Source organism: Phaeobacter sp. PT47_59, from assembly GCF_028890025.1.
In the GTDB taxonomy this organism is placed as follows: domain Bacteria; phylum Pseudomonadota; class Alphaproteobacteria; order Rhodobacterales; family Rhodobacteraceae; genus Phycobacter.
Genome location: NZ_JARCJL010000013.1, coordinates 39465 through 63293, shown reverse-complemented (window position 1 = coordinate 63293; position 23829 = coordinate 39465). Strand labels below are relative to the sequence as shown.

Annotated in this window: 26 protein-coding genes; 14 read left to right on the top strand and 12 right to left on the bottom strand. The window is 64.1% G+C overall.

The features are described from left to right. Positions 1–20: 20 nt before the first annotated feature. Positions 21–935, bottom strand: coding sequence for a GNAT family N-acetyltransferase (locus PXK01_RS13325; RefSeq protein ID WP_274860450.1), 915 nt, complete (start codon positions 933–935; stop codon positions 21–23). Positions 936–980: 45 nt separating this feature from the next. Between PXK01_RS13325 and PXK01_RS13320 the strand changes: the two genes are divergently transcribed. Continuing rightward, positions 981–1118: a hypothetical protein gene (locus tag PXK01_RS13320; protein ID WP_274860448.1), complete on the top strand. Its 138-nt coding sequence runs from the start codon at positions 981–983 to the stop codon at positions 1116–1118. A gap of 337 nt (positions 1119–1455) precedes the next feature. Here the strand turns inward: PXK01_RS13320 and tyrS are convergent, their stop codons facing one another. Next, a complete protein-coding gene (gene tyrS / locus PXK01_RS13315) occupies positions 1456–2709 on the bottom strand; it encodes a tyrosine--tRNA ligase (protein WP_274860446.1) in 1254 nt (417 codons plus the stop codon). 127 nt (positions 2710–2836) lie between these two features. Between tyrS and PXK01_RS13310 the strand changes: the two genes are divergently transcribed. Beyond that, positions 2837–3949 (top strand): anhydro-N-acetylmuramic acid kinase, encoded by a 1113-nt coding sequence (locus tag PXK01_RS13310; protein ID WP_274860445.1) that lies wholly within the window; start codon positions 2837–2839, stop codon positions 3947–3949. A 109-nt stretch (positions 3950–4058) separates the two neighbouring features. Here PXK01_RS13310 and PXK01_RS13305 read toward each other — a convergent pair whose 3' ends face one another. After that, positions 4059–4478, bottom strand: a complete 420-nt coding sequence (locus PXK01_RS13305) for a cupin domain-containing protein (protein ID WP_274860489.1) — start codon at positions 4476–4478, stop codon at positions 4059–4061. A gap of 71 nt (positions 4479–4549) precedes the next feature. Between PXK01_RS13305 and PXK01_RS13300 the strand changes: the two genes are divergently transcribed. Then, positions 4550–5968, top strand: a complete 1419-nt coding sequence (locus PXK01_RS13300) for a protein adenylyltransferase SelO (RefSeq protein ID WP_274860443.1) — start codon at positions 4550–4552, stop codon at positions 5966–5968. A 186-nt stretch (positions 5969–6154) separates the two neighbouring features. Here the strand turns inward: PXK01_RS13300 and PXK01_RS13295 are convergent, their stop codons facing one another. Further along, complete coding sequence (locus PXK01_RS13295) at positions 6155–7042, bottom strand: DMT family transporter (RefSeq protein WP_274860442.1); 888 nt, start codon at positions 7040–7042, stop codon at positions 6155–6157. A 132-nt stretch (positions 7043–7174) separates the two neighbouring features. Between PXK01_RS13295 and PXK01_RS13290 the strand changes: the two genes are divergently transcribed. Further along, positions 7175–7876, top strand: coding sequence for an endonuclease/exonuclease/phosphatase family protein (locus PXK01_RS13290; protein ID WP_274848998.1), 702 nt, complete (start codon positions 7175–7177; stop codon positions 7874–7876). Between the two features lie 69 nt (positions 7877–7945). On the opposite strand, the gene PXK01_RS13285 is transcribed toward PXK01_RS13290, so the two are convergent. Next, the gene (locus tag PXK01_RS13285) at positions 7946–9268 is read right to left on the bottom strand and encodes a DEAD/DEAH box helicase (RefSeq protein ID WP_274860441.1); all 1323 of its coding nucleotides are present in this window, start codon (positions 9266–9268) and stop codon (positions 7946–7948) included. Between the two features lie 404 nt (positions 9269–9672). On the opposite strand from PXK01_RS13285, the gene PXK01_RS13280 reads away from it, so the two are divergent. From PXK01_RS13280 to eno, 3 genes are all read left to right on the top strand, one after another. Continuing rightward, a complete protein-coding gene (locus tag PXK01_RS13280) occupies positions 9673–10089 on the top strand; it encodes a Fur family transcriptional regulator (RefSeq protein ID WP_274849000.1) in 417 nt (138 codons plus the stop codon). A 150-nt stretch (positions 10090–10239) separates the two neighbouring features. Next, complete coding sequence (locus PXK01_RS13275; RefSeq protein ID WP_274849001.1) at positions 10240–11127, top strand: DMT family transporter; 888 nt, start codon at positions 10240–10242, stop codon at positions 11125–11127. Between the two features lie 150 nt (positions 11128–11277). Next, positions 11278–12552: a phosphopyruvate hydratase gene (gene eno / locus PXK01_RS13270; RefSeq protein ID WP_274860440.1), complete on the top strand. Its 1275-nt coding sequence runs from the start codon at positions 11278–11280 to the stop codon at positions 12550–12552. A 70-nt stretch (positions 12553–12622) separates the two neighbouring features. Here the strand turns inward: eno and PXK01_RS13265 are convergent, their stop codons facing one another. The 5 genes from PXK01_RS13265 to mazG form a co-directional block, all read right to left on the bottom strand. Continuing rightward, positions 12623–12871, bottom strand: coding sequence for a DUF2798 domain-containing protein (locus tag PXK01_RS13265; RefSeq protein ID WP_274860439.1), 249 nt, complete (start codon positions 12869–12871; stop codon positions 12623–12625). Between the two features lie 255 nt (positions 12872–13126). Continuing rightward, complete coding sequence (locus tag PXK01_RS13260; protein ID WP_274860438.1) at positions 13127–13402, bottom strand: glycine zipper 2TM domain-containing protein; 276 nt, start codon at positions 13400–13402, stop codon at positions 13127–13129. A gap of 142 nt (positions 13403–13544) precedes the next feature. Further along, positions 13545–14000, bottom strand: a complete 456-nt coding sequence (locus tag PXK01_RS13255; protein ID WP_274860437.1) for a GNAT family N-acetyltransferase — start codon at positions 13998–14000, stop codon at positions 13545–13547. Beyond that, positions 13997–14938 carry a nucleoside hydrolase gene (locus tag PXK01_RS13250; protein ID WP_274860436.1) on the bottom strand — a complete coding sequence of 314 codons (942 nt, stop codon included), beginning with the start codon at positions 14936–14938 and terminating at the stop codon, positions 13997–13999. Before PXK01_RS13250 ends, PXK01_RS13255 begins: the two co-directional genes overlap by 4 nt. A 34-nt stretch (positions 14939–14972) precedes the next feature. Beyond that, positions 14973–15797, bottom strand: coding sequence for a nucleoside triphosphate pyrophosphohydrolase (mazG, locus tag PXK01_RS13245; RefSeq protein ID WP_274860435.1), 825 nt, complete (start codon positions 15795–15797; stop codon positions 14973–14975). Positions 15798–15859: 62 nt separating this feature from the next. Between mazG and PXK01_RS13240 the strand changes: the two genes are divergently transcribed. From PXK01_RS13240 to PXK01_RS13225, 4 genes are all read left to right on the top strand, one after another. After that, positions 15860–17035 carry a M20 aminoacylase family protein gene (locus tag PXK01_RS13240; RefSeq protein ID WP_274849008.1) on the top strand — a complete coding sequence of 392 codons (1176 nt, stop codon included), beginning with the start codon at positions 15860–15862 and terminating at the stop codon, positions 17033–17035. Positions 17036–17116: 81 nt separating this feature from the next. After that, entirely contained in the window at positions 17117–18088 is a 972-nt protein-coding gene (gene speB, locus PXK01_RS13235; RefSeq protein WP_274849009.1) for an agmatinase, read from the top strand. Between the two features lie 7 nt (positions 18089–18095). Beyond that, complete coding sequence (gene speB / locus PXK01_RS13230; RefSeq protein WP_274849010.1) at positions 18096–19043, top strand: agmatinase; 948 nt, start codon at positions 18096–18098, stop codon at positions 19041–19043. 67 nt (positions 19044–19110) lie between these two features. After that, a complete protein-coding gene (locus tag PXK01_RS13225; RefSeq protein WP_274849011.1) occupies positions 19111–19548 on the top strand; it encodes a DUF1499 domain-containing protein in 438 nt (145 codons plus the stop codon). A gap of 117 nt (positions 19549–19665) precedes the next feature. On the opposite strand, the gene PXK01_RS13220 is transcribed toward PXK01_RS13225, so the two are convergent. Continuing rightward, a complete protein-coding gene (locus tag PXK01_RS13220) occupies positions 19666–19983 on the bottom strand; it encodes a hypothetical protein (RefSeq protein WP_274860434.1) in 318 nt (105 codons plus the stop codon). Positions 19984–20068: 85 nt separating this feature from the next. Here PXK01_RS13220 and prfA point away from each other — a divergent pair, with 85 nt between their 5' ends. The 3 genes from prfA to PXK01_RS13205 all read left to right on the top strand — a co-directional run bounded on the left by prfA (position 20069) and on the right by PXK01_RS13205 (position 22890). Further along, on the top strand, positions 20069–21124 hold the full coding sequence (gene prfA, locus PXK01_RS13215) for a peptide chain release factor 1 (protein ID WP_274849013.1): 1056 nt from the start codon (positions 20069–20071) through the stop codon (positions 21122–21124). A 34-nt stretch (positions 21125–21158) separates the two neighbouring features. Further along, positions 21159–21974 (top strand): peptide chain release factor N(5)-glutamine methyltransferase, encoded by an 816-nt coding sequence (prmC, locus tag PXK01_RS13210; protein WP_274860488.1) that lies wholly within the window; start codon positions 21159–21161, stop codon positions 21972–21974. A 223-nt stretch (positions 21975–22197) separates the two neighbouring features. Further along, positions 22198–22890, top strand: a complete 693-nt coding sequence (locus PXK01_RS13205; RefSeq protein WP_274860433.1) for a DUF4167 domain-containing protein — start codon at positions 22198–22200, stop codon at positions 22888–22890. A 75-nt stretch (positions 22891–22965) separates the two neighbouring features. On the opposite strand, the gene rsmA is transcribed toward PXK01_RS13205, so the two are convergent. Next, entirely contained in the window at positions 22966–23811 is an 846-nt protein-coding gene (rsmA, locus tag PXK01_RS13200) for a 16S rRNA (adenine(1518)-N(6)/adenine(1519)-N(6))-dimethyltransferase RsmA (RefSeq protein WP_274860432.1), read from the bottom strand. Positions 23812–23829: the final 18 nt, after the last annotated feature.

The following is a 23829-nucleotide window of genomic DNA, read 5'->3' as shown; positions in this document are numbered from 1 at the left end:
CCAGCGTTCCTACGCGTCCATCATGCGCCCATCATGCGCCTGTCGAGCCGCGCCAGCGGCGTCAGCAGCCGACCCATCGGTGGCCAGAAGAGCCAGGTGCCGCCCAGGCGATGCAGCTGGGCACCGGTGCCCAGTTTGAAGCGCGCCAGACCCGGCGCGTCCTCGGTATTGATCACGCCCAGATCGAGGCTCTTGCAGCCCTGGGCCGAGAGCCAGCTCATCGCTTCCCACAGCAAGAGGTTATGGGCCGACAGCGCCTTGCCGCGTTGGGTGGTGTGGGCGATGTGATAGCTGGCCTCACGCCCGTGGCGCAGCACCAGGATGGCGGCCACGGGGTCTTTGCCCTCAAAGGCCTGAAACAGCTTTGCCATGCCCTTGTTGGCCTGCCCATAGGCAAGGGTCAGTGCCAGCGGCCAGCTGCGGTAGCCACGTTCGGATTGCTGGGCCTGGTCTGCGGCAAAGAGCCAGTGATTTGCATCGAACGGCATGGTCTGCCGGGTCAGGCGCAGGCCCTGGCTTTCGCCATGTTTCAGCCGATTGCGCCATTTCTGGTGCAGGGCGGCACGGCGCCGCTCGGGGCTGCTGGACAGGTCCAGCCGGGCGATACTGGCCGGTCCCATCAAGGGCAGGGCGCCATGCTGGGCCAGTTCGGGCGTGGGGGCTTCGGGGGACAGGATCACCGGTGTGCGGCGCAGGCCCTCTTCCTGCAGGATCTCCAAGAGGCGCAGGGGCTTTTCAAACCGGGCGCGGTTCACCATGGCGACATCCAGGCGACCCCAGAGCCGTTGCCGCAGCACGACCGTATTGTTCATCCGTTCCAGGACCAGCGGATCCTGTCCCGTCGCCCTCAGAGCGCGTAGGAATTCCTCGGATTGGGGCAGGCTGCCCTGAGTGTCGGGGCGGGTCGCAGAGACCGGCGGAATGAAATCGAACATATATCCATTTACGGAACGGAAACCTAATTCAGGGTTAATAGGGGCATGAAAAAGCCGACACATATCATGGGCCACAGCGCCCCCAGTCCTCGGATCAGCAAGAGTGCTGCGGTTCTGTTCGCCACCCTGCTGTCGATCCCGGTGTTCTTCCTGCTGACCTTGGCGGATCTGCTGGTCTTCTAGATCGATAGCCCCCGCTTCTGTTGCCGGCTGGGGGCTCCCGCGCCCGCAGGTGCTGACGGCTGCCGCCGTCAACGCCTTTGTGCGGCCTTGGGCCCGGCGCGGCTGCGCCGCGCGGCGGAGCCCTAAAACTGCCGGAAGCCCTTCAACGACCTGCCGTTTGCTACCGGGCGCACCCACGCCGCGCCAAAGCGCGGCGCCAGGCCCAACGGGAGCAGATGCATCTTTGATGCGCCCGCGACGGGCGGGAGGGCGACGTTTGCCTTTCGACTAGCGTTTCAAGGCAAAGAAAAAGGGGCAGATCTTGCCCCTTTGGCCGTAGCACAGATGAGCAGGGTCTTCAGTCGACCAGTTGCACCAATGCGTGGCGCTTCTTGCCGGCACTCAGCTTGATAGGAGCGGCGAGGGCGCCCGCGTCGATCATCAGGCCCGCGTCTGTCAGTGGCGCGTCGTCGATCCGCGCGCCATTCTCGGAGATCAGCCGCTTGGCCTCCTTGCCGGATTTCGCAAGGCCGGACTTCACGATCAACTGCACGATCGAAATACCACCCTCTAGGTCCGCAGGCGTCAGGTTCAGCGTCGGCAGGTCGTCGCCCACGCCGCCTTTCTCAAAGACCTCGCGCGCGGTGGCCTCGGCGGCCTCGGCGGCGTCAGAACCATGCAGCAGGGTGGTCACCTCATTGGCGAGGATCACCTTTGCGGCGTTGATCTCGGACCCTGCCAGCGCGCCCAGACGGTCGCATTCCTCCACCGGCAGCTCGGTGTAGAGCTTCAGGAACCTGCCCACATCCGCATCCGTGGTGTTGCGCCAGAACTGCCAGAACTCATAAGGGGAGAGCATATCCGGGTTCAGCCAGACTGCACCGTTCTGCGACTTGCCCATCTTCTTGCCATCCGAAGTGGTCAAGAGCGGCGAGGTCAGCCCGTAGATCTCGTGATCCAGCACCCGGCGCGTCAGGTCGATGCCGTTGACGATATTGCCCCATTGGTCCGAGCCGCCCATCTGAAGGATGCAGCCATAGCGGCGGTTCAGCTCCAGAAAGTCATAGGCCTGCAGGATCATGTAATTGAATTCGAGGAAGCTGAGCGATTGCTCCCGGTCCAGCCGCGATTTCACGCTTTCAAAGGACAGCATCCGGTTGACCGAGAAATGCCGCCCGATGTCGCGCAGGAATTCCAGGTAGTTGAGCCCGCTCAGCCATTCGTCGTTGTTGATCATCATCGCGCCACTGGGGCCGTCGTTGTAATCGACATAGGCCGAAAACACCTTCTTGATCCCCGCGATATTGTCGTCGATCTGTTCGGGCGTCAGCAGCGGGCGTTCATCGGCGCGAAACGACGGATCGCCCACCTTGGTGGTGCCGCCGCCCATCAGGGTGATCGGCTTGTGGCCGGTCTTCTGCAGCCAGCGCAGCATCATGATCTGGATCAGCGAGCCCACGTGCAGCGATTTCGCGGTGGCGTCAAAGCCGATATAGCCGGACTGGCCCGGGGTCATCAGCGCCTCGTCCAGACCCTGATAGTCCGTACAGTCGGCGAGAAACCCGCGCTCCATCATCACGGTGATGAAATCCGATTTTGGATGGTAGGTCATGGCATGCCTCGGCTTGTCTATTGCGATCTGCTGTATAAAACGCAAAGGGAGCACATGGAACCTGCTTTTGCGCAGAATTTCATGGCCCCTTCGGGCAGGCTGCAGGGGGCGGACAAAAGAGCGGATGATGACACGAGCGATTTCGAAAACCGGTCGCGTGACCGCATTGGGCGCCATGAGCGGCACCTCGCTGGATGGGGTGGATGCGGCGCTGGTGGACACCGACGGGGAGCGGATCTTTGCCTTTGGCGACAGCGGCTATCGCGCCTATAGCGCGGCAGAGCGGGCGGTGCTGCGGGCGGGCCTCGGCAAATGGTCGGGGCCAGAGGTGGAGGAGGCCGCCGCCCTGACGGATCGCGTCCATGCCGAAGTTCTGGCGGGTTTTCCTGCTGCGCAGATCGTCGGCTTTCACGGCCAGACCCTGGCCCATGCGCCGCGCCGTCAGGGCACGCTGCAGGTGGGCGATGGCGCGGCCCTGGCCGAGGCGCTGGGAAAACCCGTGGTCTGGGATTTCCGGTCCGACGATGTGGCCCTGGGCGGCGAAGGCGCGCCGCTGGCGCCGTTTTTCCATTTTGCCTGCGCCAAATTCATCGGCGCGACGGCTCCCCTTTGCTTCCTGAACCTCGGCGGGGTGGGCAATATCACCTACGTGGATCCGCGTTTCCGGCGCCCCGAGGAAGCCGGTGCGCTTCTGGCCTTTGACACCGGCCCGGCCAATGCGCCGCTCAACGATTTGCTGCAAGCGCGCCTGGGGCTGCCCTATGACAAGGATGGCGCGATTGCCCGCAGGGGTGAGGTGGAAGAGGGCGCGCTGGAGCTGTTCCTGGCCGAGCCCTTCTTTGCCAAGATGCCTCCCAAGTCTCTGGATCGAAACGATTTTGCCGAGATGGTCACTTTGGTGGGCGAGTTGAGCGATGCAGACGCCGCCGCGACGCTGACAGCGATGTGTGCCGCTGCCGTGGCTCAAGGCGTGGAGCATTGCCCCGAGCTGCCCGAGGTGGTGCTGGTCACGGGGGGCGGGCGGCACAATCCGGTGCTGATGGAGATGCTGCGGGTCTCGCTCGACTGTCCGGTGAAGCCCGTCGAGGATGTGGGTCTTGATGGCGATATGCTGGAGGCCCAGGCCTTTGCCCATCTGGCGGTGCGGGTTGCGCGGGGCATGCCGACTTCCTGTCCCGGCACCACGGGGGTGAGCGCCTGTGTCGGCGGCGGTGTGGTCAGCCTGCCAGGCGAGGGCTAACACAGAGGTGTTTTAAGTGACTTGCCCGGACGAGAGGGCCGGGCAGCGCCCGACCCGTCCCAAGGGAGGGCGTATGCGCTTCCTACCAGGCTCCGCCGCTGCCCTCAGGTTATCCGCGCGGAATATCAAACCCAGGCTCTGCCAGCTCGAAGCCCTCGAACTGGAACCCCGGCGACACGGTGCAGCTGACCAGCGTATAGTCGCCGGTCGTGCGCGCGGCCTGCCAGTGACCTGTGGGCACGATCAGCTGCGGCGCGCCCTTGGTCAGATCCGGGGTCAGCAGGTGATCTGTCGCAGGGCCTTCATCCGATGCAGAGAGCGACAGCACCAGCGGTGCGCCCGCGTGATAAAGCCAGATCTCGGCCGCATCGACCCGGTGCCAATGACTGGCCTCTCCGGCTTTCAGAAGGAAATAGATGCAGGTGCCGCTGGGGCGGCCCTCGTTTTCGGCCACCCAGGTCTGCCGATACCAGCCGCCCTCGGGGTGAGGCTCCAGTCTGAGGTGCTTGATGATCTCATCTGCCGTCATGGGCATCTCTTTCCTCCTGCATTGCGCCGGTTTGATCTGGCAATCCGCTAATGGCCGCATATGTTTGGGCCATGACATTGCACATCCCCTTTGACAACACATACGCGGGCCTTGGCTCGGGGTTCTACAGCAAACAGGCTCCGGAGCCGGTTTCAAGCCCGCGCATGCTCGCCTTCAATCGCGACCTGGCGCAGGTCCTGGGCATCACGCCGGGGGACTTGCCGGAAATGGCGCAGGTCTTTGGTGGCAACCGGGTGCCGGAGGGCGCCGATCCGCTGGCGCAGCTATACGCCGGGCATCAGTTCGGCACATTCAACCCGCAGCTGGGCGATGGGCGCGCGGTGCTCTTGGGGGAGGTGATCGGCACGGACGGAATCCGCCGGGATATCCAGCTCAAAGGATCGGGGCGCACGCCCTATTCGCGCCGCGGGGATGGGCGGGCCTGGATGGGGCCTGTGTTGCGGGAATATGTGGTCTCAGAGGCGATGCATGCCCTTGGCATTCCCACCACACGGGCGCTGGCGGCGGTGGAAACCGGCGATTCAGTCTGGCGCGAGGCGGCCATGCCCGGTGCGGTGCTGACGCGGGTGGCCGCCAGTCACCTGAGGGTGGGGACCTTTCAGATCTTTGCCGCCCGCCGAGAGACCGCGGCGCTGAAGCGGCTCACCCAATATGCGATTGATCGCCATTACCCGGGGGCCAAGGGGCCGATGGGCCTGTTGCGCGCGGTGCGCGATGCCCAGGCGCGGCTGGTGGCGCAGTGGATGTCGGTGGGCTTCATCCACGGGGTGATGAACACCGACAATTGCACCATCTCGGGCGAGACGATCGACTATGGGCCCTGCGCCTTCATGGATATCTATAATCCCTCGCAGGTCTTCAGCTCCATCGACCGGATGGGGCGCTATGCCTATGACAACCAGCCGGGGATCGTGGTCTGGAACCTGGCGCAGCTCGCCACGGCCCTGATCCAGCAGATGGACGATCCGCAGGAGGGCGTCGAGGAGGCAACCGAGATCGTCCATGCCATGCCTGGCGTGATCGAGCGGGAATGGCTCAGCCGCTTTGCCGCGAAGATCGGGATCACGACGCCCAAGGAGGGCGATATGGCGCTGATCGAGGATCTGCTGGATCGCATGGCCGCGGGGCAGGCGGATTTCACCAATACGTTCCGCGCTCTGGCCGGGGAGGCCGCGCGGGGTCAATTCCTGGATCCTGGGGCCTTTGACAGCTGGGCAACGACGTGGCGGCAGCGGATTGCCTCAGAGGAAGACCCGGAAGGCCTGATGCGGCAGGTCAATCCGGCCTTCATTCCGCGCAACCATCGCATGGAAGAGATGATTGCGGCGGCGGTCAGCGGCGACTTGGCGCCTTTCGAGCGGCTGATGGACGTTCTTGTGCATCCCTATGAGGATCAGCCGGAGCATAGGAATCTGCAAAACCCACCACGCCCCCAAGAGGTGGTTCCGGCAACCTTCTGCGGCACCTGAAGGGATCAATCAAACCGATCGCCGGGGGCTCTCCCGCGCGGGATCGACCTCCTGTCGGAGGTGCTCTCCCCCTTGGGCCCGGCGCCGTGCTTTGGCACGGCGTGCGCCCCTTCGGGGCGCCGGGCCCAACGGGAGCGGTTGCATCCTTGATGCAGCTGCGACGGGCGGGAGAACCCCCGTCGCCTTTCAGGGGCGGTTGATCAGGAACACACCGGCCGCCACCAGCGCCAGTGCGAGCCAGACCTCGTAGGTGAGTGTCTCGCCCAGGATCAGCCAGCCCATCAGCACCGCCAGCACCGGTGACAGGAAGCTGAAGGAGGCGACCGATCCCGCCTTGTAGATGGTGAACAGCCAGAACCACAGAAGATAGCCAAGGCTGGCAATGGCCACGGCCTGAAACAGCACACCGGCGATATGCATCATGTCGGGCGCGCGCATTAGCGGGCCGAACAGCGGCGCCAGCGCCAGAAGCACGACCGCCGAGACCGCCAGTTGATAGATCAGCTGCATCACCGGCGGCACCCGCGACAGGGGCGTCACACGCAGGCAAAAGGCGATCCCGGCCCAGCACAGGGTGGCAGTCAGCGCCAGGGCATCGCCCAGCACCGATGCACCGCTGGCATCCCGATCCAGCACCGCCAGCACCACCCCGCCCATGGCCAGTGCCAGGCCGGTGACGCGCAGGCGGCTCAGCCGCTCTCCGGGCAGCCACAGATGCGCGGCCAGCGCCAGCCAGACCGGCATCGAGTTGAAGATGATGGTGACCCGCGACACCGATGAGACATCCAGCGCCCAGAACAGGCAGAGGAATTCGATGCTGAACAACAGCCCCGCCACGATCCCCCAGACATGGATCCCCGGCGACAGGCCCGCCTCGGGGCGCAAGCGGGATCTGCGCAGCCAGACCCAGAGCAGGATCACCGCCAGTGCAACAAGCGAGCGCATGCCGGCCTGAAACACCGGGCCAAAACCGCCATTGGTGAGTTTTATCACCACCTGATTGAAGCCCAGAAGGGCGGCAAAGCCGGTGAGCGCAACCGCGCCTGCGGCATCCATGGATCTCTTTTCTGTCATGCCCGCATCAGCCGCTTGGCACGAGGGCGTGTCAAGCATGACGCGCCGTGCCGCACCAATGCGAGACATGCTGCGATCTTGCCTTGCGCCCTGCATCGGGGCGTTGAAAACTGGATCGGGAAAGGAGCGCCCATGCTTGAGCCCACGCTGCGCCTGGCGAGCTACAATATCCAGAAATGTGTCGGCCTGGACCTGCGGCGGCAGCCCCGGCGCATTCTCAATGTGCTGGAGGATATCGGCGCCCGCATCGTGCTGTTGCAGGAGGCCGACAAGCGCCTGCCGCCCCGCCCGGCAGCCCTGCCGCATTTCGTATTGGAGGAGGCGGGCTGGCGGGATGTGGATCTGGGCGGGGCGGGCTCGCTTGGCTGGCACGGCAATGCGGTGATCTGGAAAGGGCAGGGCATCTCTCTACTGGGCAAGGGCCATATCGATCTGCCGGGGCTGGAGCCGCGCGGCGCGGTCTGGGCCGCTTTTGACACGCCGATCGGCCCCCTGCGTGTGGTGGGCGCCCATCTGGGGCTGACGGGCCGGGCGCGGCGGGCGCAGGTGCTGCATCTGGCGCAGCACAGCGAGGCATGGACTGATATGCCGATGGTCTGGGGTGGGGATTTCAACGATTGGTCGCGCGGCTCGGTCTTGGACCGGCTGGCCCCGATGATGCGCTTTCTGCCGCCCCTGCCGAGCTTTCCGGCGCTCAGGCCCTTGGGCGCCCTGGACCGGATTGCCCATAGCGAGGGGCTGGAGGCCGTGCGCACCGGGGTGCACAAGGCGCAGCCTGCGCATATCGCCTCGGACCATTTGCCGGTCTGGGCCGATTTGAGGCGAGTAGGTTAGTTATCTGATCTAAAATGGAAAAGCCGCTGCGCGGGGCGCAGCGGCTTTCATGAGGACTGGGGTGTCCGATCAGCTCGAGCGGCGGCGCTGTCCGCCACCCTGATGTCCGCCCTGGCCACCACCCTGGCCACCACCCTGGCCCTTGCCACGACCTCCGCCGCCGCCCCGGCGCCGCCGGTTGCCACCGGGGCGTCCGCCTGGTTTGCCACCGCCGCCGGGACCGCCACGACGGCCCTTGGGAGCGTCGGGGTCGGGCAGCACTTCCCAGGGGCGGCCAGAGGCCACCGGGATGGTGATCTTCATGGTCTTCTGGATCGCCTTCAGCTCTTCCATTTCATCGGGGGCACAAAAGGCCACCGCCTGACCATCTTTGCCCGCCCGCGCGGTGCGGCCGATCCGGTGCACATAGGCATCCGGCACATTGGGCAGTTCGTAGTTGTAGACGTATTTCACGTCCGGGATATCCAGGCCGCGCGCCGCCACATCGGTGGCGACCAGCACCTTCACATCACCGGATTTGAAGGCGGCAAGCGCACGTTCGCGCTGCCCCTGGCTCTTGTTGCCATGGATCGCGGCGGCGGCAAAACCGGCCTTTTCCAGCACCCGCATCAGCTTTTCCATGCCGTATTTCGTGCGGCCAAAGACCAGCGTGCGCTCGTCCTTGTGTTCGGCCAGCAGCTCCTTCAGCAGGTTCAGCTTTTCCGCCTTGGCGATGAAATGCACCGATTGCGTCACCTTGGCGGCGGGTTTGCCCGGAGGGGTCACCTCGATGCGCACAGGGCGCTTGAGGTAGGAGTTGGCGATCTCGTTCATCTGCTTCGGCATGGTGGCCGAGAACAGCATGGTCTGGCGCTCTTCGGGCAGAAGGGCCGAGATCTTGCGCAGGGCATGGATAAAGCCAAGGTCCAGCATCTGGTCGGCCTCGTCCAGCACCAGGAAATCGCAGGAGCCAAGGTCCAGCGCGTCGCGGTCCAGGATATCAAGCAGGCGGCCGGGGGTGGCCACCAGGATATCGGTGCCGCGGGCGATGCGCTGGATCTGCGGGTTGATCGACACGCCGCCGACCACCAGGCCCACCTTCATCGGGGTGCCCTCGGTCAGGTCCTTCAAGGTGGCGGCGATCTGGTTGGCCAGCTCGCGCGTGGGCGCCAGCACAAGGCCGCGCACGGTCTTGGCGGCGGGTTTGCGGCCATAGTCCTGCATGCGGGTGACCAGCGGAATGCCGAAGGCGGCGGTCTTGCCGGTGCCGGTCTGCGCCAGGCCCAGCACGTCTTCGCCATTGAGCGCATGGGGAATGGCGCGCGCCTGGATCGGGGTCGGATCCTTCAGACCCATTGCATCGAGGCGGGAAAGAAGCTGCTCGGGCAGCCCCATGGTGGAGAATTCAGTCAATTGTCGTCCTTTCGCGGCCCCTGCGACATGCAAAGAGCCGGTGCCGCGCCCCCGGATACGGTCCGGGCGCGGAAATGGTGGGGCAGGGACCTCGGGCGGGGGCTGGCCGGATGCCAGGCCGCTGGCCTCTGCAAACGCCCCACGCGTGATTTTGGGAACTCGGGGCATATCACTAGACGCCGGGATCATTCGCAGCTCAGGTGCGACCGGGCCGTCTCTGCTCACGCGGCAGGGAGGGATGCCTTGAGAGCCACATGGGACCGCGGGCGGGAAATGTCAATGGCACGAGCGGGCACGAGAGGGCGCGTTGCAGGGAAGTTGCAGGGAAAAGGCGGGCGAATTGTCGGTTTTCGCGCCTGGGTTCCTTCGTTAAACAGGGGAGCCAGAAACCGGAGAGGACCGCGATGCCAGAATCGATTATCGCCCGCTGCGAGGCCAAGGGCCTGCGCATGACCGGCCAGCGCCGCGTGATCGCGCGTGCGCTTGAGGACAGCGATGATCATCCGGATGTGGAAGAGCTATATGCCCGTGCCAGCGCGCTGGATGCGGGGATCTCACTGGCGACGGTCTATCGCACGGTAAAGCTGTTCGAGGAAGCCGGCATTCTGGAACGGCTGGAGTTCGGCGATGGGCGCGCCCGCTACGAGGATGCCGACCGCGAGCATCACGACCACCTCATCGATATCAACTCGGGCGAGGTGATCGAATTCTGCGACCCCGAAATCGAGGCGCTGCAGGAAAAGATCGCCGCCAAGCTGGGCTATCAGCTCAAAGGGCACAAGCTTGAACTTTATGGCGTGCCGATCAAGAAAGAGAGCTGAGCGCAGGGCATCCATCAGCCTGCGTGATGATTAACATCACAACTTGTGCGCTTCCCATGTCGCGGAATCGCTTGCCGAGCCGGTTCACTCTGGGCATGCCCGGTGAAACCTCGTGCAGGCGACGGGGTCTGTCCGGCAGGAGGCGCGCTCATGAACAACGTCAACGGCATTCTTCTGGTGATCGGCGCCATGGCGGCCTTCACCCTGGAGGACATGTTCATCAAATCCCTGTCCGAGCAACTGCCGGTGGGGCAGATCCTGATCTTTCTGGGGATTGGCAGCGGGTCGGTCTTTGCGGTGCTGGCGAAGTGGCAGGGGCACCGGATCCTGGCTGCGCGCGCCTGGCGGCGGCTGCCGATGCTGCGTGCCCTTACCGAAGCGGTGGCGGCGGTCAGCTTTGCCACCTCGCTGGCGCTGGTGGATATCTCGGTGGTGGCGGCAGTGTTCCAGGCCACCCCACTGGTGATCACCATGGGGGCGGCGCTGTTTCTGGGCGAACAGGTCGGCTGGCGGCGCTGGAGCGCTATCCTGACAGGGTTTGCCGGGGTTCTGATGATCATCCGTCCGGGCCTTGCGGGGTTTGAACCGGCGGCACTTTTGGTGCTGGTCTCTGTCGTGACCGTGGCCGGGCGGGACCTTCTGACACGGGTGATGGACAGTGCGGTGCCCTCCACTGTGGTCAGCTTTCAGGCCTTTGCCGCGGTGATTCCGGCGGGGGCGCTGTTGCTGCTGCTGACGCCAGGGGAGGCGCGCATGCTGGCGGGCCAGGAAGGGCTGATGATGCTGGGCGGGGTGGTCTTCGGCGTGCTGGGTTACTACGGGATTGTCACCGCCATGCGGATCGGCGATGCTTCGGCGGTGACCCCGTTCCGGTATTCGCGGCTGGTTTTCTCGATCCTTGTCGGCGTCATCATCTTCAATGAACGCCCCGATGCCATGACCCTGGCCGGGGCCGGGCTGATCATCGCGTCGGGGCTTTATACCTATCTGCGCGAGCGGCGCCTGGCCCGCGCTGGCGCATCCAGCCCCCAGGCCTGAGCGCCAGAGCCGAAAACTGTTGGCGCAAACAGAGAATTGTTAGCCCTAAAGGGGCGAAATAGCGCACGTTAGCGATAACGAGACTGGTTTACAATTGGCGCGCGGCTGCTATGACGCTGGCAACCAATTGCCACAGTCAGGAACCGACCGATGAGCACCATTATCGACATTCACGCCCGAGAAATCCTCGATAGCCGGGGCAACCCGACCGTCGAGGTCGACGTTGTTCTGGAAGACGGCACCATGGGCCGCGCCGCCGTGCCCTCGGGGGCCTCTACCGGCGCCTATGAGGCGGTGGAAAAGCGTGACGGTGACACATCCCGCTACATGGGCAAGGGCGTGCTGGAAGCTGTCGCCGCCGTCAACGGTGAGATCGCCGAAGAGCTGGTCGGCTTTGACGCGACCGAGCAGGTCGCCATCGACTCTGCCATGATCGAGCTGGACGGCACCGACAACAAGGGCCGTCTGGGCGCAAACGCCATCCTGGGCGTGTCGCTGGCCGTGGCCAAGGCCGCAGCCGATTTCACCACCCAGCCGCTGTTCCGCTACGTGGGCGGCACCTCGGCGCGGGTTCTGCCGGTTCCGATGATGAACATCATCAACGGCGGCGAACATGCGGATAACCCGATCGACATCCAGGAATTCATGATCATGCCGGTGGCAGCGGAGAACATCCGCGACGCCGTGCGCATGGGCGCCGAGGTGTTCCACACCCTGAAGAAAGAGCTGTCGGCTGCGGGTCTTTCCACCGGGATCGGTGACGAGGGCGGCTTTGCTCCCAACATCGGATCTTCGCGCGAGGCGCTGGATTTCATCCTGAAGTCGGTCGAAAAGGCAGGCTACCGCCCCGGTGAGGACATCTACCTGGCGCTCGATTGTGCCGCGACCGAATACTTCAAGGACGGAAAATACGTGCTGTCCGGTGAGGGCAAGACCCTGACATCCGAAGAAAACGTCGACTATCTGGCGGCGCTGGTTGCGGATTACCCGATCATCTCGATCGAGGATGGCATGTCCGAGGATGACTGGGACGGTTGGAAACTCTTGACCGACAAGATCGGTGACAAGGTGCAGCTGGTGGGCGACGACCTCTTCGTGACCAACCCGGCGCGTCTGGCCGATGGTATTTCCCGCGGCGTTGCGAACTCCATGCTGGTGAAGGTGAACCAGATCGGCTCGCTCACTGAAACCCTGCGTGCCGTCGATATGGCGCATCGCGCCCGCTACACCAACGTGATGTCGCACCGCTCGGGCGAGACCGAGGATGCCACCATTGCCGATCTCGCCGTTGCCACCAACTGCGGCCAGATCAAGACCGGCTCCTTGGCGCGGTCCGACCGGCTCGCGAAATACAACCAGCTCATTCGCATCGAAGAGGTGCTGGGCGAAGTGGCCGAATATGCAGGCCGTTCGATCCTGAAGTAAGATCGGTCACATAGATCGCTCAGAAGGCCCCGGCGATATCACCGGGGCCTTTTGCGTTTCCATGCAGGCTTCATCCGGCGTCACGTGACGGCATCAGGATGCGGATCAGTCGGCTGGCAAGGAAAAAGCCGATGGGACCCACAGCCAGAGACAGCACAAAGGCGATGGGCATGGCGATTACGAACCGCTGCAGCCAAACGCTGACCCATCCGGGGGCAAATCCCGTGGGAATACCCGTGAAGATCCCGGTCATCAGGAAGGCCATGATCAGGGCAATGAAGAACTGGGCCAATAGGACCGTTGCTTTGGTATGAGGCATGAGACGCACTCCGTTCGCGATAGGCATGACAGGGGTGTGTGCGTTCAGGTCAGAGTTCACCACAGCACCCCGATGGGGTTGCTGTGGGTTCGGGCGGCAAAGGCTGCTCCGACTAACTCTTGCAGGGCAGCCTCACCGATGTGCGAAGATTTCCCCTGCAAGGGCCGGGATAACCGTACCGGCCTTGCGTTTTCCAGCTGGGTCCTGGCTAGCCCGTGGCGGCGCGCCGGTCAAGGAGATGCGGCAAAAGCGGGCCTAGGGGCAGGGCGCCTGATAGAAGGTGCCATTGCCGCGGGCATAGGCGCAGGCCCCGCTGTTGTGGTTCTGGGCAACCACGGTGCCTGCCGCGGCCCCCGCCAAAGCCGCGACAATGCGCCAGTTCTTGTTGGCATTCAGGGCATCGGCGGCGATCAGACCGGCAGCGGCCCCGCCGGTGATGGCGACAACCTTGCGCTGATTGCTGGTCAAGCCATCGCAGCCTGCCAAGGCCAGAAGCGCAGCAGTGGCGCTGGCGATGATCTTGGTCTTCATTCGTGCACTCCTTGGTCGGTGGTCTGGCGGGGAGTATCGCAGCGCTTTCAACAGCCTGATCTGTTCTGGATCAAAGGGATGAAAAAATAATCATCGAGCCAGGTGAGTGCGGAGTGCAAAGGCCCTATCGTGTCGCTGCGTCTCAGGATGTGAGGATCTTGCTCATCAGCATGAAACGCTCGCGGGGCGCAAAGCGGGCCCGCGCATAAAGCCGCTGGGCGGCCTCGTTTTCCCGGTCGACCTCAAGGTGCAGCGCGGTGATCCCGGCTTCGGCCAGGGTTTTCGGGAGTTCGGTCAGCACTTCCGTGGCGATGCCACGCCCGCGCACGGCGGGGCGGATGTAGATCTCATCCACAAAGCCGTCCATGCCGCCAAACTCCACCGACCAGCTGAAGGTCACCACGATATAGCCGATGGGCGCGCGGGTGGGGCCGATGATATAGACCGCGCCATAGGGGATCCCCTGCAAGAGCGGCGCAATGGCCGCCTCGCGCTGGGCTTCCATGCTGTCGATCCCTGTCTCGCCGTGAAAGGCCGCCACCAGCGGCAGCAGCGTACCCAGGTGCTCGGGCTTGGCAAGGTGCAGCGCGGCGCTCATAGCCGGGCAAGCCGTTCGGTGATCAGCGCAAAGAACCCGTCCGCATCCACATCGCCCATGAACATGGCATTCGGCTCGCGGTCGGTGACACCCCACCAATCGGCCACGGTCATGCCAAGGGTCAGCTCCGACTGGGTTTCGATCTCCACGTTCACGTTGCGACCTGTGAACAGCTCGGGCTGCAACAGGTAGGCAATGACGCAGGGATCATGCAGCGGGCCGCCTTGCGAGCCGTATTTCGCCACATCGAAGCGTTCGAAGAAATCGAGCATATCGGCGGTGAAATGGCCCGCGCGACTATCCAGGGCCCGGATCGCCTCGACACGGGGGCGGGTCGCCAGCGCCTTGTGGGTGACATCAAGCGGCATCACCACCAGCGGCACGCCCGAGGTAAAGACCACCTTGGCGGCCTCGGGATCTACGTAGATATTGAATTCGGCGGCCGGGGTCACATTGCCCACCTCGAAATAGGCGCCGCCCATCAGCACGATCTCCTTGATGCGCTTGACGATGTCGGGGGCTTTCTGAATGGCGCTGGCGATATTGGTGAGTGGTCCCAGCGGGCAAAGCGTCACCGACCCCGGCGCATGGCGGCGCAGGCTGTGGATGATGAAATCCACCGCATGGCCTTCGGTCAGTTGCAGTTTCGGCTCCCAGAGTTCCGGCCCATCAAGGCCGGTCTTGCCGTGCACATGTTCCGCCGTGACCAGCGGGCGCGAAAGCGGCGCCTCGCAGCCCGCATGCACCGGAACATCGGTGCGGCCCGCGACCTCGCAGATCATGCGGGCGTTCTTCTGCGTCAGCTCCAGCGGCACATTGCCCGCCACGCAGGTGATGCCGAGGATATCCAGCTCGTCCGGGCTGGCCAGCGCCAAGAGCAGGGCAACGGCATCGTCCTGGCCGGGGTCGGTATCGATGATGATCTTGCGTGCAGTCATGAAAATGGTTTTCCCGTATCTATGTCAGTCGCACTCAGGCAGTCTTGGCGCGCTGGGCTGCCTTTTCGGCATCCCATAGCGCGTCCATTTCTTCAAGGCTGCTGTCCTCGGGCCGCTTGCCCAGGGCAGCCAGGCGGGCTTCGACGCCTTCGAAACGGCGGATGAACTTCGTATTGGCGCGGCGTAGCGCCGCCTCGGGTTCGACGCCCAGGTGGCGGCCAAGATTGGCCATGACGAACATCAGATCGCCGAATTCCTCCTCTACCGCGTCCTGGGTCAGGCTATCGCGCGCCTCCACCAGTTCGGCGGCTTCTTCCCTAATCTTGTCGATGACATGTGAGGCATCGGGCCAGTCGAACCCAACCCTTGCGGCGCGTTTTTGCAACTTGTAGGCCCGCAGCAGTGCCGGAAGGCCGACTGCGACGCCATCCAGGGTGCCTTTCTGTGCCTTTTCGGCCCGTTCTGCGGCCTTGATCGCCTCCCAGTCGCGGGTCTGCTGTTCGGGCGATTTGTCCCGCGACTCCTCGCCAAACACATGCGGGTGGCGGCTGACCATCTTGTTGGACATGGTGGTGACCACATCCTGAAAGGTGAAATGCCCGGCCTCCTCGGCCATCTGCGCGTGGAACACGGACTGGAACAGAAGATCGCCCAGCTCTCCCTTCAATTCATCCCAGGCGTCACGCTCGATCGCATCGGCGACCTCATAGGCTTCCTCGATCGTGTAGGGCGCGATGGTGCTGAAATCCTGTGCAACATCCCAGGGGCAGCCCGTTTCGGGATCGCGCAAGCGCCGCATGATCTGCAAAAGCCGTTCAATACCGGCGGTTTCGTCGTGGATGAGGTCTGTTTCGGCCATTGCAGCTGCCCATTGATCGGTGTCACATGCATCATCCCGAGTCTGACCAAGGAGTCCACCCCATGCCGGTCGTCAACCGTATCGCCGATTTTGCCCCCGAGATGACCGCATGGCGCCGCCATCTGCACCAGATCCCGGAACTGGCGCTGGACCTGCCGAAGACCGCCGCCTTCGTGGCCGAGCGACTGCGTGAGTTCGGCGTGGACGAGCTGCACGAAGGCATCGCTGAGACCGGCATGGTGGCGATCATCAACGGGCAGGGATACGATGCACCGGGGGCAAAGACCATCGGCCTGCGCGCCGATATGGACGCGCTGCCGATCCCCGAGGAAACCGGCGTCGAATATGTCTCCGGCCATGCGGGCAACATGCATGCCTGCGGTCACGACGGGCATACCACCATGCTCTTGGGCGCGGCGAAATACCTGGCGGAGACGCGCAATTTCTCTGGCCGCGTTGCGCTGATCTTCCAGCCCGCGGAAGAGGCCATCGGCGGCGCCCGCATCATGGTCGAGGAAGGCATCATGGAGCGGTTCGACATCAACGAGGTCTACGCGCTCCATAATGCGCCGGGTCTGCCCGTGGGCGCCTTCCTGACCACGCCCGGGCCGATCATGGCGGCGGTCGATACCTTTCACGTCCATATCCAGGGGCAGGGTGGCCACGGTGCCATGCCGCATGAGACCCGCGATCCGGTGATGGCGGCCTGCGGCATTGCCCAGGCGATCCAGACCATCGTCAGCCGCAACCACTATGCGCTGCAGGATCTGGTGGTCTCGGTGACCCAGATCCACACCGGCACCGTGGACAACGTGATCCCGGATACCGCCTATATCAACGGCACCGTGCGCACATTCGACCCTGAGGTACAGAAGATGGTGATGCGCCGCATGGAGGAAATCGTCGCAGGCCAGGCGGCCAGCTACGGCGTTGAAGCACGGTTGGATTACGAGGTGGGTTATCCCGCCACCATCAACGAGCCCGCCAAGACCGGTTTTGCCGCCGAGGTTGCCCGCGAAATCTCCGGTGAGGGCGCCGTGGAGGCCGAAGGCGGGCGCGAAATGGGCGCCGAGGACTTCTCTTACATGCTGGAGGCGCGCCCCGGCGCCTACCTGTTCCTCGGCCAGGGCGATACTGCCGGGCTGCACCATCCGAAATATGATTTCAACGACGAGATCGCCCCCATCGGCGCCTCTTTCTTTGCCCGTCTGGTGGAGCGCGCGCAGCCGGTCGGCTGATATCGGCGGGAAGTGGTGACAAGGGCCGATCAGTCGGGTATTCCCGGCTGAAACAGGGTTAACAACAGCAGAGCAGGCCCGATGGCACTAGAAGACGCAAAGACCCAGGTGGATCAGGCCTTCACCCGCGAAGACCTGAAGGGCCTCAGTTTCGAGAACACATTCGGCGGCGCGCCCTCCTTTGCCCGCCGCCGCTACACCAAGGATCTGAGCGGTGCTGACATTGCCGTGACCGGCGTGCCCTTCGATCAGGCGGTGACCAACCGCCCCGGCACCCGCCTTGGCCCGCGCGCCATCCGGGAGGCGAGCCTGCTGCAAAGCCCCGATGCGCCCTATGGCTGGGGCTATTGTCCGCTTAGCGAGCTGGCCATCGCCGATTATGGCGATCTCGCCTTCGATTACGCCAATGTGCCGGCCTTTCCGGATACCCTGACGGCTCATATCAAGGGCATTCTGGACAGCGATACCGCCTCGGTCGCCCTGGGCGGCGATCACTACATCAGCTTTCCGATCCTGCGCGCCTATGCCGAGAAATACGGACCGATCTCGCTCCTCCATTTCGATGCCCATACCGACACCTGGGAGGATGACGATTTCACCCGGGTGGATCACGGCACCATGTTCTACAAGGCGGTGAAGTCCGGCATCGTGGATCCCAAGACTTCGGTGCAGGTGGGCATCCGCACCACCAATGAGGACACGCTGGGCGTCAATATCATCGACGCCCCCACCGTGCATGAGATCGGCCCGGCAGAGACCGCGCGCCGCATCAAGGAGATCCTGGGCGATCGCCCCACCTACCTGACCTTTGACATCGACTGCCTGGATCCCGCCTATGCGCCGGGCACCGGCACGCCGGTCTGGGGTGGGCTGACTTCGGCGCAAGCGGCGCGGATCCTGCGCGACATCGCCGGGATCAACATCAAGGGCGGCGATGTGGTGGAGGTCTCGCCTCCGTTCGACACCACAGGCGCCACGGCGATTGCGGGCGCTCATGTGGCGATGGAAATCATCTGCCTTCTGGGCTGGAACATGACAAATAAGAGTGGCTGAGCAGAGAATGTCTGAGTTCAATCAACCGATCAGTGGCAACGATCTGGCGCGGTTCTCCGGGCCCAACACCTATATGCGCCTGCCGCAGGCGACCTCGCTGGCTGGCCTCGATGTGGCGGTTCTGGGCATTCCGATGGATATCGGCACCTCCTGGCGGTCGGGCACCCGGTTCGGCCCCAAGCAGATCCGTGCCGAAAGCGCCATGCTGCGGCCCTATAACATGGCCACCGGAGCGGCGCCCTTTGACAGTTTGAACATCGCCGATATCGGCGATCTGGCGATCAACACCTTCTCGCTCAAGGATTCGCTGCGCATCATCCAGGACAGCTATGCGGCCATCCTGGGGGGCTCGGCCATTCCGGTCGCCATGGGCGGCGATCATTCGATCACCCTGCCGATCCTGCGGGCGATTGCTGCAAAATACGGCCCCGTGGCGCTGGTGCATGTGGATGCCCATGCCGACGTCAATGACGAGATGTTCGGGGAAAAGGAAACCCATGGCACCGTCTTCCGCCGCGCCTATGAGGAAGGGCTGATCGTTCCTGACAAGACCTATCAGATCGGCATTCGTGGCACCGGCTATTCGGCGCAGGATTTTGCCGAGGCCCAGTCCTGGGGGTTCCAGCACTTCCCGGCGCAGGAACTCTGGGGGCGGCAGCTCCACAACATGGGTGCGGAAATACGTCGCGATATCGGCAATAGGCCGGTCTATGTGACCTATGATATCGATAGTCTTGACCCGGCCTATGCGCCGGGCACCGGCACGCCCGAAATCGGCGGGCTGACGACACCGCAGGCGCTGGAGCTGATCCGCGCCCTGAAAGGGCTCAATATCGTGGGCTGTGACCTGGTTGAGGTGTCGCCGCCCTATGACCCTTCGGGCAACACGGCTTTGACGGCGGCGAACCTGCTCTACGAGCTGATCTGTGTCTTGCCGGGTGTGACGACGAAATAGGCAGGCGGAGCGCACCCGGGATCCCGGTGGCCTTCGCGGGCAGGGGATGGCGGGGACTGGACAGTACATGGGACGGGTGATGATGTTGGGCTGGATTGCATTGGCGGTCGTCGTGGTGGTCTTGGGCTTTATCCGCCTGGCACCCTCTGATCCCCTGGACTGGAACACCCAACCGGAGCTCTCCGAGGACAAGGAGTTCCGTGGCGGCGTCTTCCGGGTGGTGCGCACCGGGCCGGATGGGCTGGAGCGCTTCAACCGGATCGTCGGCCAGGCGCCGCGCACCAAGCTGTTGGCCGGCTCGGTCGAGGACCAGATGGCCACCTATGTGACCCGCACCAAGCTGTTCGGCTTTCCCGATTACACCACGGCGCGCCAGGATGGCGAATTGCTGAAGGTCTATGCGCGGCTGCGCTTTGGCCGTTCGGATCTGGGCACCAACAAGGCGCGGATCGATGGCTGGCTGGCCCAGATGGACATGCAGGACAGTGCGAGTGCGTCGAACTGATGTGATATGGGCAGGCGGGTGCTCCCGCCCGTCGCAGGTGCATGGGGCATGCACCGCTCCCGTTGGGCCGGGCGCCGCGCTGACGCGCGGCGCGGATGGCGCCTGATCGGATGGCGGCTAGAGCCGGGGAAGCGAGGCGGGCAGGACGGAAAGCGGCGCTGCCGGAGCGGTCTCTTCCAAGCTGGCCGAGGGGCAATCGGCGCGCACCTCGCGCCACATCGGCACATTGAGTGACATCTGGCATTGCGCCATGAAGCTGCGCCCGTCGACGAAGAGACAGCGGAACTCTCCCAATTCGACGCGGGCGCCGGACCTATCCGTGCAATAGCAGTCAATCGTCTTGCCGCCCGGCCCGATGACATCGGACCAGACAGGACCGCCAAACAGGGCGCCGCAGATCACCGCAGACAAAAGAACAGATCTGGCATATTGCATGGCCCTAGAATATCACAAGGCGCGGCCCGGACCAAAACATCCGTGTCGGCGATCAGATACGAGCGAAACAAGATAGGCCTTCCCAATGGTACCCGAAGATCGGCTGGAGCAGATCCTGCAACGGTTCCAATACCTTGAAGCCGCAATGGCGGATGGCGCCAGCGGCGGGGACATTGCGGCGCTGGCCAAGGAATACTCCGAGCTGAAACCCGTGGCCGAGCAGGTTGTTGCCTATCGCAAGCTCCTGTCCGACATGGAGGAGGCCGAGGCGATGCTGTCGGACCCCGACATGAAGGAACTGGCCGAGGAAGAGCTGCCCGCCCTGAAGGCGGCGCTGCCCGAGGCAGAGCATGACTTGCAGCTGTCGCTCTTGCCCAAGGACAAGGCCGATGCGCGCCCGGCGATCCTGGAAATCCGTCCGGGCACCGGCGGCGATGAGGCAGCCCTGTTCGCAGGCGACCTTCTGCGCATGTACCAGCGCTATGCCGAGGCACGTGGCTGGAAGTTCGAGATCCTGGAAGAACAGGCCAGCGAACTTGGCGGCATCAAGGAAGTCACCGTCCATATCAAGGGCGATAACGTCTTTGCCCGCCTGAAATACGAATCCGGCGTGCACCGGGTGCAGCGGGTGCCCGTGACCGAATCCGGTGGCCGCATCCATACCTCGGCCGCGACCGTGGCAGTCCTGCCCGAGGCAGAGGACGTGGATATCACCATCGATCCCAACGACCTGCGCATCGACACCATGCGATCCTCGGGCGCGGGCGGGCAGCACGTCAACACCACCGATTCCGCGGTGCGGATCACCCACCTGCCCACGGGCACCGTGGTGACCAGTTCCGAGAAATCCCAGCACCGCAACCGCGAGATCGCCATGCAGGTGCTGCGCACCCGGCTTTACGATCTGGAGCGCCAGCGGATCGACAGCGAACGCTCGGCCAGCCGGGCAAGCCAGGTAGGGTCGGGCGACCGGTCTGAACGGATCCGCACCTATAACTTTCCGCAAGGACGCATGTCCGATCACCGCATTAACCTGACGCTTTATAAGCTGGATCAGATCATGCAGGGCGACCTGGATGAGATCATCGATGCGCTGACAGCAGACGATCAGGCCCGCATGCTGGCCGAGATGGGCCAATAGGGTGGAGCTGTCAGGCGGAACCGCAGCGCAGGCCATGGCGGCGGCGGCGGCACGGCTGCGCGCCGCGGGGGTGCCGGATCCGGCCCGAGATGCGCGGGTGCTTCTGGCCCATGCGGCCAAGATCGAAGCCAGCCGGGTCACCCTGATTGCCCCGGAAGAGCTGTCGACCGAGGTGGCGGACCGCTACGAACAGCTGATCGCGCTGCGCTGTATCCGGGTGCCGGTGTCGCATCTGATCGGCGAGCGGGAGTTTTACGGGCGCCGTTTCAAGGTGTCCGGTGATGTCCTGGATCCGCGCCCCGAGACCGAGACCCTGATCGAGGCGGCCCTGTCGCGCCCCTATCGGCGTGTTCTGGATCTGGGCACCGGCTCGGGCTGTATCCTGGTGACGCTTCTGGCAGAACGGCCCGAGGCCACGGGCCTGGGCGTGGACCTGAGCGAGGCCGCCTGCCTGCAGGCCAGCGCCAATGCGGTTTTGCACGGGGTTGCGGAGCGCGCCGATATCCGCCAGTCCGACTGGCTATCCACAGTAAGCGGCAGCTTTGACCTGATTGTCTCCAACCCGCCCTATATCGCGGTGGCGGAAATGGCGGACCTTGCGCCAGAGGTGCGCAGCCATGAGCCCGAGATGGCGCTGACCGATGGCGGAGATGGTCTTGGCGCCTATCGCAGCATCCTGTCGGATGTGATGCAGCATCTTGTGGTCGGCGGGCGGCTGATGGTCGAAATCGGCCCGATCCAGGGGGCTGCGGTTGCTGATCTTTTCAACGCAGCAGGGCTTGAGGCCGTGCAAATCCTGCCGGATCTGGACGGGCGCGACCGGGTTGTCTGCGGCATTCGGCCGGAATAACTGGGGCAGAACCGAAAAAATTCGGACTTTAGAAAGAAAAAGAGGCGAAAATCGCCCGGTGCCCCTTGTATGGGGGCGCGGAAAATGGTTACTCAAACTGTCGCTTGCGGAGTGAGGCGCTCGTGCCTCCCGGCGACATCAAGCCCAAATTGTCGATGACCCGGCGCAAAGCTTGCGCACAAAGGGGGCTACGACGCATTAAATCAAGGCTGACGTTAGGCATATGAGATCGTCAAAATCACGTTCGCGCTCCAAGTCGAACCGGAATCGTCCTGCAAATGGCGCCAATGTTGTCAATCGTGTGTTTGACAGCTCCGGCCCCGAAGGCAAGGTGCGCGGTACGCCGCAGCAGATCATCGACAAATACAACCAGCTGGCGCGCGATGCCCAGTTGAGCAATGACCGCGTTGCCACGGAAAACTTCCAGCAGCACGCCGAACATTATCTGCGCCTTCTCAATGAAGCACAGCGCGAGATCGAAGCGCGCCGCGAGGAGCAGGAGCGCCAGAACCGCGAACGCCAGGCCGAACGCGACCGCGAGCGCGCCGAACGACTGGAACGCCAGGAGCGTGAGGCCGCGGCCAGGGCACAGGATCCCGCCGAGGCTCCGCAGCCCGATGTGATCGACCCGCGCGAAAGCGCAGCAGCGGATGCAGGCCACGATCAGGACAGCGGTCTGGTGGAAACACCCGAAAGCAAGGGGGGCGGAGATGACGCTGCTTCCAACAAACCGGCCCGCAAACCGCGCGCGCCCCGCAAACCCGCGGCCAAGAAGCCTGCGGATGGGGAGCAATCGGCTGAAGCTGCAGCGCCCGCTGCCGAAGAGGGCGAGAAAAAGCCCGCCGCCAAGAAACCCGCACGCAGCCGGGCCAAGCCCAAGCCGAAACCGGAAGACACGGCAGAGGCGGCTGAATAAGCGCAGCTCGGAAGCGAGATGAATACCCCCGGTCGCCCTGTTGGGCGCCGGGGTTTTTTTATTGAGAAAACTGGGTCAACCCAGCGGTTTCAGGCTGCGGGCCAGGGCGCAGAAGGCCTCAAGACTGACCTGTTCGGCGCGTTCGGTCGGGGCGATGCCCGCGGCAACCAGGTGTTCCTCGATATCGGGAGAGACCCCCTTGAGGCTGGCGCGCAGCATCTTGCGCCGCTGGTTGAAGGCGGCGGCCACAACCCGCGACAGCACCGCGGCATCCGCAGGAAAACGGGGCTCGGCCAGCGCATCAAGATGCACCACGGCGCTGCTGACCTTGGGCGGCGGGGTAAAGGCGCCGGGCGGCAGCGAAAGCACGATCCGCGCATCGGCCCGCCACTGCGCCAGGATTGCCAGGCGGCCATAGGCCTTGGAGCCGGGCTGGGCCACGATGCGTTCGGCGACCTCGCGCTGGAACATCAGCGTGAGGCTTTGCCAGAAGGGCGGCCAGGCTTTCGGTGTCAGCCAGCGCACCAGAAGTTCGGTGCCCACGTTATAGGGCAGGTTTGCCACCACCCGCACCGGCGGCGTCAGGTATTCCAGCGGGTCGATCTCCAGCGCGTCGCCATTGATCACCTGCAGGCGGTCCGGATAGGCCGCGGCGATCTCGGCCAGGACAGGCAGGCAGCGGCTGTCTTTCTCCACCGCCAGCACCCGGCGCGCGCCTTCGGCCAGAAGACCACGGGTGAGGCCACCGGGGCCGGGGCCGATCTCCAGCACGTCGCAGCCCGTCAGGTCCCCGGCCTGCCGCGCGATCTTGGCGGTGAGGTTCAAATCCAACAGGAAGTTCTGGCCCAGCGATTTGCGGGCGGATAGCTGGTGCGTCGCGATGACCTCGCGCAGGGGGGGCAGGGTGTCGATCTGGCTCATGTTCCCTCCTATGCGGCG

Excerpts from the sequence above, each read along its gene's own strand:
- PXK01_RS13325 (WP_274860450.1), bottom strand. The coding sequence starts at position 935 with ATGTTCGATTTCATTCCGCCGGTCTCTGCGACCCGCCCCGACACTCAG.
- PXK01_RS13320 (WP_274860448.1), top strand. The coding sequence starts at position 981 with ATGAAAAAGCCGACACATATCATGGGCCACAGCGCCCCCAGTCCTCGG.
- tyrS (WP_274860446.1), bottom strand. The coding sequence starts at position 2,709 with ATGACCTACCATCCAAAATCGGATTTCATCACCGTGATGATGGAGCGC.
- PXK01_RS13310 (WP_274860445.1), top strand. The coding sequence starts at position 2,837 with ATGACACGAGCGATTTCGAAAACCGGTCGCGTGACCGCATTGGGCGCC.
- PXK01_RS13305 (WP_274860489.1), bottom strand. The coding sequence starts at position 4,478 with ATGACGGCAGATGAGATCATCAAGCACCTCAGACTGGAGCCTCACCCC.
- PXK01_RS13300 (WP_274860443.1), top strand. The coding sequence starts at position 4,550 with ATGACATTGCACATCCCCTTTGACAACACATACGCGGGCCTTGGCTCG.
- PXK01_RS13295 (WP_274860442.1), bottom strand. The coding sequence starts at position 7,042 with ATGACAGAAAAGAGATCCATGGATGCCGCAGGCGCGGTTGCGCTCACC.
- PXK01_RS13290 (WP_274848998.1), top strand. The coding sequence starts at position 7,175 with ATGCTTGAGCCCACGCTGCGCCTGGCGAGCTACAATATCCAGAAATGT.
- PXK01_RS13280 (WP_274849000.1), top strand. The coding sequence starts at position 9,673 with ATGCCAGAATCGATTATCGCCCGCTGCGAGGCCAAGGGCCTGCGCATG.
- PXK01_RS13275 (WP_274849001.1), top strand. The coding sequence starts at position 10,240 with ATGAACAACGTCAACGGCATTCTTCTGGTGATCGGCGCCATGGCGGCC.
- eno (WP_274860440.1), top strand. The coding sequence starts at position 11,278 with ATGAGCACCATTATCGACATTCACGCCCGAGAAATCCTCGATAGCCGG.
- PXK01_RS13265 (WP_274860439.1), bottom strand. The coding sequence starts at position 12,871 with ATGCCTCATACCAAAGCAACGGTCCTATTGGCCCAGTTCTTCATTGCC.
- PXK01_RS13260 (WP_274860438.1), bottom strand. The coding sequence starts at position 13,402 with ATGAAGACCAAGATCATCGCCAGCGCCACTGCTGCGCTTCTGGCCTTG.
- PXK01_RS13255 (WP_274860437.1), bottom strand. The coding sequence starts at position 14,000 with ATGAGCGCCGCGCTGCACCTTGCCAAGCCCGAGCACCTGGGTACGCTG.
- PXK01_RS13250 (WP_274860436.1), bottom strand. The coding sequence starts at position 14,938 with ATGACTGCACGCAAGATCATCATCGATACCGACCCCGGCCAGGACGAT.
- mazG (WP_274860435.1), bottom strand. The coding sequence starts at position 15,797 with ATGGCCGAAACAGACCTCATCCACGACGAAACCGCCGGTATTGAACGG.
- PXK01_RS13240 (WP_274849008.1), top strand. The coding sequence starts at position 15,860 with ATGCCGGTCGTCAACCGTATCGCCGATTTTGCCCCCGAGATGACCGCA.
- speB (WP_274849009.1), top strand. The coding sequence starts at position 17,117 with ATGGCACTAGAAGACGCAAAGACCCAGGTGGATCAGGCCTTCACCCGC.
- speB (WP_274849010.1), top strand. The coding sequence starts at position 18,096 with ATGTCTGAGTTCAATCAACCGATCAGTGGCAACGATCTGGCGCGGTTC.
- PXK01_RS13225 (WP_274849011.1), top strand. The coding sequence starts at position 19,111 with ATGGGACGGGTGATGATGTTGGGCTGGATTGCATTGGCGGTCGTCGTG.
- PXK01_RS13220 (WP_274860434.1), bottom strand. The coding sequence starts at position 19,983 with ATGCAATATGCCAGATCTGTTCTTTTGTCTGCGGTGATCTGCGGCGCC.
- prfA (WP_274849013.1), top strand. The coding sequence starts at position 20,069 with ATGGTACCCGAAGATCGGCTGGAGCAGATCCTGCAACGGTTCCAATAC.
- prmC (WP_274860488.1), top strand. The coding sequence starts at position 21,159 with ATGGCGGCGGCGGCGGCACGGCTGCGCGCCGCGGGGGTGCCGGATCCG.
- PXK01_RS13205 (WP_274860433.1), top strand. The coding sequence starts at position 22,198 with ATGAGATCGTCAAAATCACGTTCGCGCTCCAAGTCGAACCGGAATCGT.
- rsmA (WP_274860432.1), bottom strand. The coding sequence starts at position 23,811 with ATGAGCCAGATCGACACCCTGCCCCCCCTGCGCGAGGTCATCGCGACG.